We start from the raw sequence: 14,629 nt of genomic DNA on the forward strand, positions 1-14,629 counted from the left end.
AAAATCACCTCTTTATTTTTGTTTATCCTTTAAATTTTTAGGATTAGTAACCACCTCATCATTATCCTTTAAAATAGGATCAGAAGTAATACAAACCTTATAATCCATATGATTTATTTGAATTGGCTTAAAGTATGCATAATCTCCCTTTTTAACAAAGACTCCCTTTTTCCCATTATACTCAACAACTGACTCTCGTGGCAAAATGTACCCATAATATCTAGATTTTATTATATACCCTTCAATATATCTTTGCAAATTAAATACTGACAAATCATATTTAGTCGACAATACTATAAATATATTTTCGTTCTTTACAAAATAATCTTTAATTGTGCAGTTATATTGTTCACTATTAACCTCTAAAATCATCTCTCTATTCTTTTTAAAGTTTTAAGTTCATCCTTATTTGCAACAATACAAATATACCAGAGCGTATTATCTACTACTTTTATTCCTTCTGTTTGTTTTGAATTCTTAAAAGCTAATATATCATCCTTTGTTATGTTCTTTATATTATTTATTGTATACTTGTTTTCTGCACCATCTATATATAAAAATACTCTTCCTTGAATTGGGCTTTTTATATTTTCATATAAAATCTTATCTTTTTTAACTACTTCACCATTTTGAACCTTTAAGGCACTATTTTTAAGCTCCCCAATCTTTAAAACTTCTTCATTCATTATATATATTCCTTCAAAATAAGACTTATCTTCATACCATTCCTTAGTAATTTTTACTGTCTTATATTGAGTCTTTAAAGCTATGCTACAAAAACTATAGCTATTATCACAGATATAATTGCGGTATATTTTATCAAAAATTGCTTGTTAACCACTACATAATACCTCCTCTTCTTATAATATTTCTTCAAAAAGAACAAATTCCTTCATAGTTTTTTATTTTTTATTATTCAACAAATAATAATATAAATCATATAATAATAAAATTCAAACATACTAAAAGATAGGAGGAGATTAAAGGAGTATTGAGGAAAAAGGAGGCTATCAAATTTAATACTGAATAAACAAATTTTAAGAATATTTATACCGTTATTTCAAATTTGTATTTATCTTTTCCTTATGATATTATATAATCAAACAAATAATAAGCTCAATAATTTGTTGGGAGGTTTTAAAATGATTTCCGTAAAGGTGGTAACCTTCATTAAAGAGGTTTTCCACAAACACGATGAGTCCTTTAACTAGGCCATCCATAATAGCTCATCCAAATTATATTAAGAAAGGAGTGTATATTATGGACATCGGCAACATTAAGATGGTTAAAGAGACTATAATAGACACAAAAAGACTACTAATAACGATAAGGCTACTACTAATAAGCCAGGTTGCATAAAGATGAATGATTACTTTGCATTTTAATATACTATAAAAATTAAAGGGACCTAAGGTCCCTTTAATTTTTATAGTATTATACATAAAACTCCACTATTTCCTTCATTTATTATCTTCTGTAGCACTCTCTGCAATTTTTCCTGTACGTCTTCTGGCATCATATAAACTTTGTTTTGTAACCCTTCTTTAACAAGCTCCTCTAATGATTTTCCAAACATATTAGACTGCCATATTCTTTGAGGATCACTTTCAAATTCCTCCATCATAGATTTAACAAGTTCTTCGCTCTGCTTTTCTGTACCCACAATTGGCGATACCTCTGTTTCAACATTTGCTCTAATAATATGAAGTGATGGTGCACTTGCTCTTAATTTAACTCCAAATCTATTACCCTGTCTTACTATTTCAGGTTCTTCAAGCTTTAATTCCTCAAGCTGAGGAGGAACTAAACCATATCCAACATCCCTTGCATCCTTTAGAGCATTTGATATCTTATCATATTCCTTCTTTGCAAAGGATAAGTCCCTCATAATTTCAAGCAAATGATGTTCTCCATTAATATCATATCCAGCTATTTCACCAAGAACCCTAAAGAATAATCCTTCCTTAACCTTCATAGAAACTACAGCGGTTCCCTCGCCAAGCCTAATATCATCAAGATTTACATCACCAACAAATTCATACTGTCTGTAATCTAATACAGTTGGTTTAATATCCTTTATTTTATCTAAATTTCCAATTGAATTTTTAACTGCGTTAACGAAATTTCTCTTTAACCAGTGGTCATAGGATAGCTTTTCAACCCACTCAGGTATTCTAATTCCTATTTCTTTTATTGGGAATTCATATAAAACTCTTTCTAATATATTTTTAACATCATCTATCTTCATATTAAGTGCATCAACTGTATAAACAGGCACCTTATATTTATCCTCTAAATTTTTTCTCAAATTAATTGTATCTGGATTGTATGGATGTGTTGTGTTTAACACAACAATGAATGGTTTATTTATCTTTTTAAGTTCGTTTATTACCTTCTCTTCAGCATATATATAATTTTCTCTTGGTATATCTGCAATAGAACCATCTGTTGTTACTACTATTCCTATTGTTGAATGTTCATTTATTACCTTTCTTGTTCCTAACTCTGCAGCTTCAACAAAAGGAATTTCTTCTTCGAACCAAGGTGTCTTAACCATTCTTGATTCTCCGTTTTCAATATGTCCTGAAACTCCATCAATAATGTATCCAACACAGTCTACCATTCTAACACGCATTTTAGCATTATCATTTAATTCAATTTCAACTGCTCCATCGCTTGGTATAAACTTTGGTTCAAAAGTTGATATAGTCTTTCCTGAACCACTTTGTGGAAGTGTATCCTTTGCCCTATCTCTTACTGATTGATTAGGAATATTAGGTAAACCAAAAGCTCCATAACTCTTCTTATGAATGTTGATTTTCCTGTTCTAACAGGACCAACTACACCTAAGTAAATATCTCCCTGTGTTCTTTCAGCTATCTCCTTGTATATATCCAATCCTTCCACAATGTTACCTCCTTCTACAAACCTTCTATGTAATAATATTATTTTAAAAATAATTTTAGAACAAAAATATTAAAAACTAAAAGGTTTGTAGAAATAAAAACCTAAGCCTTAACCATAAGGCTTAGGTTTTTGAATTATATTATAATTTCAAGTTCACTCTTTTTATCTCTTGTCATAAGCTCATTGACAGCTTCTCTTGGATTTCTGTTGTTGAATAAAACTTCATACAGGGCATTAACAATAGGCATCTCAACGCCTACATTTTTAGCCAGATTATAAACTGCCTCTGTAGCGTGTACACCTTCAACAACCATACCAATGCTATCCATTGCAGTCTTTAAATCCATACCTTCCCTAACAAAATTCCACACCTTCTATTTCTTGAATGCATACTTGTACAAGTAACAATTAAATCTCCAATTCCAGCAAGGCCTGCAAAGGTCATTGGATTTGCACCAAGCTTTACTCCTAATCTTGTTATTTCTGCAATACCACGAGTCATCAATGCCGCCTTAGTATTATCTCCATAACCTAATCCATCTGATATACCTGCCGCAAGTGCAACTATATTTTTAACAGCAGCACCAATTTCAACTCCAACAACATCACTGTTAGTATAAACTCTAAAATTTGAATCCATAAATACATCCTGTATGTATTCAGCAGCCCTAATATTTTCTGAAGCTGCTACAATAGTAGTTGGAATACCAATAGAAACCTCTTCAGCGTGGGTAGGACCTGATAAAACAACTACTTCGTTATTTGGACATTCTTCCTTTATTATTTCTGACATCCTTTTATATGTATTGTTTTCAAGTCCCTTAACTAAACTTACAATTGTCTTATCCTCTGTTAAAAATCTACTTGCCTGCTTGCAGACAATTCTAAGTGCGTGGGAAGGAACAGCAAATACTACTATTTCCTTATCCTCTATGCATTGTTTTAAATCTTTAACTCCCCTCACACTATTAGGAATTTCAACATTTTTTAAATACTTTGTATTTGTGTGATTATTGTTTATCTCATCTAATAGCTCCTCATTTTTATCCCACACATCAACACTATATCCCTTTTTGCTAAATGTATAGAGATTGCACTTCCCCAGCTTCCCGCACCTATAATACCTATCCTCATATTAATCCTCCTGTTTTGATCTATATATAAATCTTATTGGCGTACCCTCTAATCCAAAATGTTGTCTTAACTGATTTTCTAAGTATCTTGCATAGGAAAAATGCACTATTTCAGGGTCATTAACAAAGAAAACAAATGTCGGAGGCTTTGTGGATACCTGTGTAGCATAATATATTTTTAGTGCTTTGCCCTTTTCAATTGGTGGCTGCTTCATCATTACAGCTTCACTTATTACTTCATTTAGTGCACCTGTCTTTATTCTCATAGCGTGCTGATCTGCAACATATTTTATAAGCTCTATTAGCTTATTTACTCTTTGACCAGTTTTAGCTGATATAAATATTATTGGTGCATAGTCTAAAAGGCTAAATCCCTTCTTATATTTTTGTAAATTCATTTATTGTTTTATCGTCCTTTTCAATTACATCCCATTTATTTACTACAATCACTACTGCCTTTCCAGCTTCGTGGGCATAACCTGCTATTCTCTCATCCTGTTCAGTTACGCCCTCATTAGCATCTAACATAACAAGACAAACATCTGCTCTTTCTATTGCAGTTATTGATCTTAAAACACTATATTTTTCAACATCTTCCTTTACCTTGCTTTTTCTTCTTATACCTGCTGTATCAATAAACAAAAACTTATCCTCACCTATTTCAACATAGCTATCTATTGCATCCCTTGTTGTTCCTGGAATATCACTTACAATTGATCTTTCTTCTCCAACAATTCTATTTAAAAGTGTTGATTTTCCTGCATTAGGACGTCCAATTATGGCAACTTTTATTTCTGGGGATTCCTCCTCATCATCTCCACTTCTTTTAAAGTGGCTTACAATTTCATCAAGCATATCTCCGAGTCCTAATCCTAATGCAGCTGATATTGAAATAGGTTCTCCAAGTCCAAGGTTATAAAAATCATATTTATTATTTTCCATTTCAATATTATCTATTTTATTAACTGCAAGAACTATAGGTTTATTTGTTCTTCTAAGCATATTTGCTACTTCATAATCATCCGCAGTAATTCCAGTTTTCCCATCCACAATAAACAAAATTACATCTGCTGTTTCTATTGCAATCTCAGCCTGTTTTCTCATCTGCTTTAAAATGATATCTTCACTGTCAATTTCAATTCCACCTGTATCAATTAAAGTAAACTTATGATTTAACCACTCAACCTCACAATACAATCTATCCCTTGTTACCCCTGGTGTATCTTCTACAATTGCAATTCTTCTTCCTGCCAGTCTATTAAACAATGTTGATTTACCTACGTTTGGTCTTCCTATTATAGCTACTATCGGCTTTGACATCTTACCACCTCACGTTCTATATTTTCTATTAGGTCTTCACCTGTAAATTTACACTTAATTATCTTTACATTTAACCTTCTACTAAGTTCATCAATACTAATATCATCTAATAGCACATCCTCATAGGCCTTAAACATATTAGATGATAGCAGCAAAGTTGTTCCTTCAATTTTTCCCTTTAGCTGTTCAATTAAATCTTTACCTGTCAAAAGACCCGTTACTGTTATTTTTTCTCCAAAGAAATTATTTATAATAGGATAAACCTTTATGTCTACATTAAATTTGATATTTATTTTTTCTGCAATGGATTTTATAAAGTTGTAGCTTGACACACCTGTTGCTATTGAAAACTTCTTTCCTTTTCCATCAAATTCAAAATACTCGATGTCACCCTCAACACAACCCTCAAAAACCTTATCATTCCTATTCCATCCTCAAGCTGTTCAAAGTCATCATAGTGTTCATAACTTGGCAATTCTTTATTTGCCATAATATAAAATTCATCTGCTAATCTAACAAAAGGTGTAGATATTTCTTGTTCAATCTCCCTTTGTATTTTCTCAACCTGTTCTATTACTGCTCTTGATGACTCTTTATTAAAGGCTTCTAATGGATATAATCCTTCTCTAAATTTTGTTATTCCAACAGGAACAACTGCAACATTTGATATATTAGGATACATTGTATATAAATCTTTTATTGTCCTTTCAAGTTCCTTACCATCATTTATTCCTGGGCATAAGACAATCTGACAGTTTACTCTAATTCCTGAATCCGTCAATCTTTTTAGATATTCTAACACCTTTCCAGCTCTTTTGTTGTTTAACATCTTAACCCTTAACTCTGGATTTGTAGTATGCACCGATACATTTATAGGACTAATTTTAAACCTGATTATTCGCTCAATGTCCTCATCCTTCATATTAGTGAGAGTTATAAAATTACCCTGAAGAAAAGAAAGCCTTGAATCATCATCTTTAAAATACAGAGTATCCCTCATCCCCTTGGGCAGTTGATCTATAAAGCAAAAATGCACTTATTAGAGCATCGTCTCGGATTATTTATACAAGGGTCATCAAACTCAATACCTAAATCTTCATAGGCATCCTTTTTAATAAGTATTTCTTTAATTTCTCCGTTCTTTTTCTTAATTTTTAGATTAATTGTACTATCAGTTGTAATATATCTATACTCAATGGTATCTAAGACATCAACACCATTAATTGAAATAATCTCATCAAAGGGTTCTATACCGTATTTTTGTGCTAAACTGTTTTTTAAAACATTTGTTACAACAATATTCCTTCTTTTGTATTCCATATACTTCACTCCATTTGTAATTTCATTATGTAATAATAACATTTAAACTAAAAATATGCAATATTAAGAATTAATAAAGCTATGAATAAATAATTTAATATACTTATTCATAGCTTTCTATAACCTATTTGTTTTCATATAGGGAAGAAAAATAGTAAAGGTTGTACCCTTATTTACTTCACTGTCAACATAAATGTTGCCCTTAAACATTAGAGCAATATGCTTTACTATCGCAAGCCCAAGTCCAGTTCCTCCCATCGACCTTGACCTTGCCTTATCAACTCTATAAAACCTCTCAAATAACCTTGGTAAATGCTGTTTTGGTATTCCAATTCCAGTATCTTTAACTTCAATTTTTGCACTATCCTCTTGCTTTTGTAATGTTATACAGACTTCCCCTTTTGAGGAGTATATTTAATTGCATTATCAACCAAGTTTATTATCATTTGTTTAAACTTGTCCCTATCTCCATATATAAATAAAGGTTCTTCTGAGTTTATAAATGTCAACTTAATATTCTTCTCAAGAGCTATTCTATCCATTATATAATAAACTTCAGTAATACATTCATTTAAGCAAACCTTTTGAAAATTGATAGAATAATCCTTATTTTCAAGCTCTGATAAGGTTAATATATCGTTTATCAATCTTGATAGTCTCTCAGATTCAACATAGATAATATCTAAGAATTTATCCCGTGTTTCTTTGTCTTCTACAAATTTTAAAGTCTCTGCAAACCCTTTAATAGATGTAAGAGGGGTTTTTAATTCGTGGGAAACATTTGCCACAAACTCAGACCTCATATTTTCCAACGCCTTTATCTTAGTAACATCGTGAATAACAAGCAAGACTCCTATTATATTTCCTGTTCCATAGTCTGTAACAGAAATTGATTTTACCTGAAGTATCCTCTGCTTATTACCATTTACTATCATTTCAACAGGCGTTTCATCTGGATTATTGATTAACTCCTCTATTCTATTATCTCTTATTACCTCAAGTATATATCTGTTTTTAGTCTCACAATGTACATTAAATATTTCCATTGCAGCTGGATTTATTAAAACTATGTTTTGATCATTATCAACAAAAATAACACCATCATCCATACTATTTAAAATTGAATACAGTTTATTTTTCTTATCATTTAAATCCTTTATTGTCTCTTCTAATCTACTTGCCATTAGATTGAAGGAATGACTCAACTGACCGAATTCATCAGCTTCATAAAATTCTATTCTTTTTTCATAATGGCCTAAAGCAATTTTCGTTGCTGTATTTGTTAGCTTTTTTATTGGATTAATTATAAAATCAACCTTAAAAATAACCAAAATACAAGTAAAAATAAGAGTAAAACTAAACTTGCTACAGCATACTGTATAAAGTCAAACTTAAACTGAAGTGTATCTATAATATATCCATATAAGTTATATTTATTTAGAATGGCATAAAAAGATAGAAATTTAAAATCACACAGAAAAAAACTATAGGAGTTATAAAAAAATCAATTTTTTTCTCATAAAATCACCATTAATCCTTAAACTTATATCCTATTCCCCTTACAGTCTCTATAAATCTTGGGTTTTTATCATCATCCTCAATTTTCTGTCTAAGATGTCTTACGTGTACATCAACTGTTCTTGTTTCTCCGTAATATTCATATCCCCATATTCTATCAAGAAGGAAATCACGTGTCATAACCTTACCCTTATTTAAAACAAGAAGTTTCAATAGTTCAAATTCCTTTAGGGTTAAATCTATTCTCCTGCCATCTTTTACAACTTCGTGTCTTTCTAAATCTATTGTTAAATTACCAATATTTATTATATTCTGTTGATTTTCATCCTTTGAATTTCTTCTCAAAACAACCTTTATTCTTGCTACAAGTTCACGTACAGAAAAGGGCTTAGTAATATAGTCATCTGCACCAAGTTCTAATCCTAATATCTTATCAAATTCCTCTCCCTTTGCAGTTAGCATTATTATTGGAATATTAGAAAGTTCATTATCTCTTTTAATTTTTTACAAACCTCAAAACCATCCATTTCAGGTAGCATTATATCAAGTAGAATCAAATCCGGCTTTTTCTCATATGCAATGTTAATTCCTTCGGTACCATTTAATGCATAATAAACCTTGTATCCATTCATTTCAAGATTATACTTAATAAGTTCTACTATATGAAGTTCATCGTCAATTATAAGTATCTTTTCAGATGCCATAGGTTTAACCTCCTTAAAGTGAAATAAAGGTACCAATTCTTCCTGTATTATTATTTACTCTATATGAATAGAATAAATCATTATTGCATTTTGTGCAAATGTTGGATATAAATATATTCTCATCTGATATGCCTAAATCAATTACCTGTTTTTTATTTTCTAAATATAAGTCTACATAGTTTTTTCCATCTCTTTTTTCTTTATAAGTAAATTTATTAAAAACATCTTCTCCTACTTCAAAACAGCAGAATGCAATTGCTGGTCCAAGTACAACATAGATATTTTCAGTTTTTGAATTAAATTCTTTTACCATCTTTTCTATCGTTTTTCTTAAAATCTCTTTATGTGTTCCCTTCCATCCTGAGTGAACAACTGCTATTACTTCATTTTTTATGTCAATTACAATTATCGGAACACAGTCAGCGGTAAAAACACCTAAAGGTATGCCCTTTTCATTAGTAATAAGTGCATCCCCAAACTTTTCCTTAATCTCTCTATAATTATCTTTATTTACAATATAAATTTCATCACCGTGTACCTGCTTTAAATACACAGCTGTATCTTCATTCATATCATTATCCTTAAGTGCCTTTGTTAAATTTTCCATTGCCCTTTTATCTTCAGTATATACCCCTAAATTAAGTTCACTATAATCCCCTTCACTAAATCCGCCTAACCTTGTTGAGAAAAATGTCTAATTCCTAAAGAATCCAGTTTACTATTCTTTAAATAAACACTTCCATTTATCTTTAAATACTTAAATTCCATAAAATCACCACTCTACTTCTATAACTTTATTACTTTCCAATGATTTTTTAACATCTATAATTCTTTGATTAGAGGAGCCTACGAAGGATTTTTTCAAAGTTCTCTTTTCCTGCATAAAAGGTCCATCTATCAAAATATCAATATTATTTAGAAGTTCCCTCTTATCCTTTTGTTTTATAATATCCTCAAACACATAACCAGTATAGCATATTATATGAATATTCTTCTCCTTTAACATTTTAGATAAAACTGAAAATTTATCTGCTTGAATTAAAGGATCTCCACCCGAAAAGGTAACACCATCAATAAATCTATTTTGAATTATATCGTTATATATTTTTTCTAATTCTACCTCATATCCACCATCTAAGGGATGCGTATCTTTATTATGACAACCTTTACAATTATGTATACATCCCTGAGAAAATATAACATACCTAATCCCTGGTCCATCAACTAAACTTTCTCTATTAATGCCAGCTATTCTTAATTTCATAATACCACCACTTCCATTATAAGATATTCTTAAAAATTTAGCATGCCTTTATATTAAAAGCATGCTAAATTTATGTTAAATATGTTTTACTCTCATTTCAAGTTCCTTTAATTTTGCATCGTTAAATCTATCTGTTGTTGATAAATAACCTGTTATTCTTCTAATTCTTCTTATATCATTTCCTTGGCACACAGGACATTCATCTTCATTTATTACTCCCTATATCCGCATATTCTACACTCATCAATTGGAAAGTTTACTCCTGCATATCCTATGTCACATTCCTTCATCCACTTTATTATCTTTTCAAAGGCATCTAAATTATGTTCAAAGGTTGATGGAAGTTCTACATAGGATATATGTCCTCCATTACATAGGCTGTGGAACTTACCTTCTATTCTTATCTTTTCAAACATACTTATCTCATAATATACTGGAATATGATAGGAATTTGTGTAATAGTCCTTATCTGTAACTCCTTTTATTAAACCATATTTTTCTCTATCCTTAGGGACAAAACGTCCTGAAGTTCCCTCTGCTGGAGTTGCATAGGCAACAAAATTCAAACCAGTTTCTTCGCTTGTTCTATCACAGTAATCCCTTAAATGTTTAATTATTCTTAATCCTAATTCTAAAGCTTCTTCATCTTCTCCGTGATGTTTTCCAATAAGTGCTATTAACGTTCTCAGCAAGACCTATAAATCCAATACCTAAGGTACCATTTTTAATTGTTTCTAATATTTCATCATCATCCTTTAAATTTTCTGATCCCATATAAAGTTTTTGTCCCATTAAAAATGGTAAATCCTTTACCTTTAGTTTAGATAAAATATTAAATCTATGAAGCAACTGTTCTTTACATAGTTCAAGCATACTATCAAACTCTTCAAAGAAACCTTCTATATTACCATAACCTGCCTTTAATGCCAATCTTGGAAGATTAATGGTAACAGGTGCAATGTTTCCTCTGCCTGCTGAAATTTCAAGACCATTTCTATTTTGAATAGTTCTTGTTCTGCATCCCATATAGGAGATTTCATCACCATACTTTTTATTAAAACTTGAATCCATAAAGCTAAAGGTTGGATTCATTCTATGAGACGCAACCTTTATTGCCAATCTAAATAAATCATAATTAGGATCACCTTCATTTAGGTTAATTCCTTCTTTTACTCTAAATACTAAATTAGGAAATATTGGGCTTTCTCCCTTTCCTAATCCTTTATCAAAAACCTCTAAAACAGCTCTGATAACTAATCTTCCTTCCTCAGATGTATCCGTTCCAAGATTTATTGAACTAAATGGCACCTGTGCACCTGCTCTTGAATGCATACTATTTAAATTGTAAATTAGAGCCTCCATAGCTTGAAAAATCTCTTCGTAGGATGGTTTCTCCTTAAGATTTCTTATAACTTCAGCCATTGATTTATCAAAATGAGGAAAACTTTGTCCTCCATACATATCATTTTGGTTGCTTTGAAGTATAATTGCTGCCTGTGCAGTTGCAGATGAAATTCTCTTAGGTGGTCTAATATATCCATAACCTGTATTAAATCCATTTAATAAAAGCTTTGTTAAATCTATTTGAAGGCAGTTTAAAGTTTTGCCATAAAAGTCCAAATCATGTATATGTATGTCACAATTTACGTGAGCCTTTGCAATGTGGGCCGGAATTACATTTGATAAATAATATTGTTTGCTTGCAGCTGATGCAATCTGAAGCATTTTAGTTGAAGGAGAATTACCAATATTAGCATTCTCTCTACTTGTTTCAACTAATATTTCTCTAACGATATCCATAAGTTCTGTTTTAGCTTCTCTATATCTTGTTCTTTTTGCCCTATATAAAATATACGCCTTTGCTGTCCTAGCGTGTCCATCTTCAATTAGCACCTTTTCAACACAATCCTGAACAAATTCAACTGTAGGAATTTCATCCTGTGGCAGTACAGTAGCCATATAATTAAGCACTTTATCTGCAATGCTGTCTGCCATTGCAAAGTCAGAACCACCAACCTCTCTTGCAGCCATAAAAATAGCTCTTGATATCTTTTCTTTGCTAAAATTTACTATTCTTCCGTCTCTTTTTCTTATTTGGCTAAACATTGTAACACCCCTTCTATTTTTCCTGAAGTAACTTTTGAAGCTCTTGTAAAAAGTATTTATATCTTTAAACTGTCTGTAGACAGACGCAAACCTTACATAGGCAACATCATCTAAATTTTTTAATCTTTCCATAACAAGTTCTCCAATAAAACTGCTCTCTATTTCCTGTTCCATTGAATTAAACACGGTTCTCTCAATATCATCAACAATAGCCTCAATACTATTTATAGAAACTGGTCTCTTTTCGCAAGATTTTATTATTCCATTTAATATTTTCCTTTTATCAAAGGGTTCACGCGTTCCATCTCTTTTAATAACATAGATGGGCATATCTTCAATTATTTCATATGTAGTGAATCTTTTTTGACAACTAAGACATTCTCTACGCCTTCTAATAGATGAATGGTCTTCATTATGTCTTGAATCTAAAACCTTTGTTTCGATATGATTGCAGAAGGGACACCTCATCTAATCACTCCAGACATCAATATTTAGTATACTTTGATTATTATATTAACTATATATAGTTTTGTCTACTACTAAAAAATTATTATGTTATATAAGAGGTGTATAAATAACTTTTACTAAACATATCTTATTTTTTCTTCATTTTATACAATTACTTACCTGTTGAATTTTCCTCATGTCTTTCTATCAATATAACATCTATACCCAATGTCTTTATATCGTTCCAGGGAATAATTACCTCTTCCTTTTTCTTGAAAATAGAAAAATTCCTCCCTCAGGCGGAAGAACTATGCTCTCTATTCTGTTAAAGCCATCATCAAATATGATGTCACTAATAAATCCAAGTTTTTTACCACTTGATACATCAATAACCTCCATTTGCCTTAGTTGAGATAAAGTTATAGACTTATCATCTTTGTTTTTCATAAATATCAACCCCTAAAAAATTATATTCTTTTATAAATGGAATAATTCTAATTTATTTTTATAAAGGTTCTATAATAAATGTTGGGGCGTAGACCCAGCATATTTTTTACAAAAAATATGTGCACCTGATTAGACACCTGGTAAAATTAAAATAACCAAACAAAAACCTTACCTGAAAGGAGGCATCCATCAAGTGCACACTAATAATTCTATCAAAAATTTATTAGGTTTTAAAGATGTTATTATAAAAAGATTATTCATAATGACACGTACATTGAGATATACTTAGAAACTAAGAAAAAATTTGTACTTGCCCTAATTGTAATTCCAAAGTTACAAGAGTTCACGATTATAGAATTCAGCGTATTAAAGACATACCCTTATTCTTTAAACATACTTTTATCATTCTTAAAAAACGTAGATATCGTTGTAATGCCTGCGGCAAAAATTTTATGAACATATAGAATTTTTACCTCGTTATCATAGAATAACTAATAGATTAGCTATGTTTGTAATTTATGAATTATCTAATGAATATAGTATGACATCAGTTGCTAGAAAAACTAATCTATCTATCGATACTATAAAACGTATTTTTGATAATGTATCTTACTCTTCTCCTACTAATTTACCTAAAATAATATCTATAGATGAATTTAAAGGTAACTCTGGTGGTTCTAAATATCATTGTGCAATAGTCGATCCTGTTAATCATAAAATACTAGACATTATTAAAGATAGAAAAGAGCATATTCTTATAGATTATTTTAGAAAAATTAAAAATCGCGATAGCGTTACACACTTTATTTGTGATATGTGGCAACCCTATATTGATTTAGCTAAAACTTATTTCAAAAATGCTGTAATTGTTATAGATAAATTTCACTATATTAGACAAGTCATATGGGCAGTAGAAGCGGTAAGAAAACGTATCCAAAGAGAACTATCAATTAAATTAAGAAAATACTTTAAAAGAAGTAAAAGCTTATTTTAAAAAGATATGGCTTACTTGATACAGATTCAAAGTTAGCTTTACAAGTTATGTTTTCTTATAATAGTGAATTAGCAATTGCCCACACTTTAAAGGAAAAGTTATTGAGTATTATTGATGCTTCACCTTCTTCTAACGAAGCTCGTGTCCTCTTAAAAGATTGGATTAAACTTGCACAAAATAGTGGTATCAATGAATTGAAAAGATGTGCAAATACCTATATCAGATATTTTAATGAGATTTGTAATTCTTTTGATATTCCTTATACAAATGCTTGTATAGAAGGATTTAATAATAAAATCAAAGTTATTAAAAGAATAGCCTTCGGCTATAGAAATTTTGATAGATTCAGGAATAGAATTCTTCATTGTTGTAATAAATAATCTGTTAAATATTGTATTTTAGGAAATCCAACTATCGTTGGTCTTTTTGTCGTGCAATTTTTTAAGGGTAAACTCCCTCATCCTATCTA

5 protein-coding genes and 10 pseudogenes are annotated in these 14,629 nt (G+C 30.5%); 2 read left to right on the forward strand and 13 right to left on the reverse strand.

Features of this window, described 5'->3' with window-relative positions; translation table 11 throughout:
* Positions 1-12: 12 nt before the first annotated feature.
* The 13 genes and pseudogenes from PL321_RS21955 to PL321_RS17530 all read right to left on the reverse strand — a co-directional run bounded on the left by PL321_RS21955 (position 13) and on the right by PL321_RS17530 (position 13,166).
* Positions 13-686, reverse strand: a pseudogene (locus tag PL321_RS21955) (HlyD family efflux transporter periplasmic adaptor subunit).
* A 740-nt stretch (positions 687-1,426) separates the two neighbouring features.
* Positions 1,427-2,907 (reverse strand): annotated as a pseudogene (spoIVA, locus tag PL321_RS17475) (stage IV sporulation protein A).
* Positions 2,908-3,041: 134 nt separating this feature from the next.
* A pseudogene (locus PL321_RS17480) lies at positions 3,042-4,041 on the reverse strand (NAD(P)H-dependent glycerol-3-phosphate dehydrogenase).
* Position 4,042: 1 nt separating this feature from the next.
* Positions 4,043-5,360: pseudogene (der, locus tag PL321_RS17485) on the reverse strand (ribosome biogenesis GTPase Der).
* Positions 5,345-6,680, reverse strand: a pseudogene (locus PL321_RS17490) (DUF512 domain-containing protein). The pseudogenes der and PL321_RS17490 overlap by 16 nt, the downstream one beginning before the upstream one ends.
* Positions 6,681-6,797: 117 nt before the next feature.
* Positions 6,798-7,094 (reverse strand): sensor histidine kinase, encoded by a 297-nt coding sequence (locus tag PL321_RS17495; protein ID WP_337961220.1) that lies wholly within the window; start codon positions 7,092-7,094, stop codon positions 6,798-6,800.
* A complete protein-coding gene (locus PL321_RS17500; RefSeq protein ID WP_273962808.1) occupies positions 7,064-8,011 on the reverse strand; it encodes a sensor histidine kinase in 948 nt (315 codons plus the stop codon). The genes PL321_RS17495 and PL321_RS17500 overlap by 31 nt, the downstream gene beginning before the upstream one ends.
* Before the next feature lie 199 nt (positions 8,012-8,210).
* Positions 8,211-8,902, reverse strand: a pseudogene (locus PL321_RS17505) (response regulator transcription factor).
* A 13-nt stretch (positions 8,903-8,915) separates the two neighbouring features.
* Positions 8,916-9,527: pseudogene (pgeF, locus tag PL321_RS17510) on the reverse strand (peptidoglycan editing factor PgeF); the annotation flags it as partial.
* Between the two features lie 147 nt (positions 9,528-9,674).
* The gene (gene nrdG / locus PL321_RS17515) at positions 9,675-10,166 is read right to left on the reverse strand and encodes an anaerobic ribonucleoside-triphosphate reductase activating protein (protein ID WP_273962809.1); all 492 of its coding nucleotides are present in this window, start codon (positions 10,164-10,166) and stop codon (positions 9,675-9,677) included.
* Between the two features lie 75 nt (positions 10,167-10,241).
* Positions 10,242-12,272 (reverse strand): annotated as a pseudogene (gene nrdD / locus PL321_RS17520) (anaerobic ribonucleoside-triphosphate reductase).
* Between the two features lie 45 nt (positions 12,273-12,317).
* Positions 12,318-12,740: pseudogene (gene nrdR / locus PL321_RS17525) on the reverse strand (transcriptional regulator NrdR); the annotation flags it as partial.
* A 234-nt stretch (positions 12,741-12,974) separates the two neighbouring features.
* Positions 12,975-13,166: a PRC-barrel domain-containing protein gene (locus PL321_RS17530; protein ID WP_273962811.1), complete on the reverse strand. Its 192-nt coding sequence runs from the start codon at positions 13,164-13,166 to the stop codon at positions 12,975-12,977.
* 302 nt (positions 13,167-13,468) lie between these two features.
* Between PL321_RS17530 and PL321_RS21960 the strand changes: the two genes are divergently transcribed.
* Complete coding sequence (locus PL321_RS21960) at positions 13,469-13,630, forward strand: transposase family protein (RefSeq protein WP_443110716.1); 162 nt, start codon at positions 13,469-13,471, stop codon at positions 13,628-13,630.
* Positions 13,627-14,540: pseudogene (locus PL321_RS17540) on the forward strand (ISL3 family transposase). Before PL321_RS21960 ends, PL321_RS17540 begins: the two are co-directional and overlap by 4 nt.
* The last annotated feature ends 89 nt before the right edge of the window (positions 14,541-14,629 follow it).

Origin of the sequence: Caloramator sp. mosi_1 (assembly GCF_028622835.1) — a bacterium.
Taxonomy (GTDB): domain Bacteria; phylum Bacillota; class Clostridia; order Clostridiales; family Caloramatoraceae; genus Thermobrachium.

Excerpts from the sequence above, each read along its gene's own strand:
- nrdG (WP_273962809.1), bottom strand. The coding sequence starts at position 10,166 with ATGAAATTAAGAATAGCTGGCATTAATAGAGAAAGTTTAGTTGATGGA.
- PL321_RS17530 (WP_273962811.1), bottom strand. The coding sequence starts at position 13,166 with ATGAAAAACAAAGATGATAAGTCTATAACTTTATCTCAACTAAGGCAA.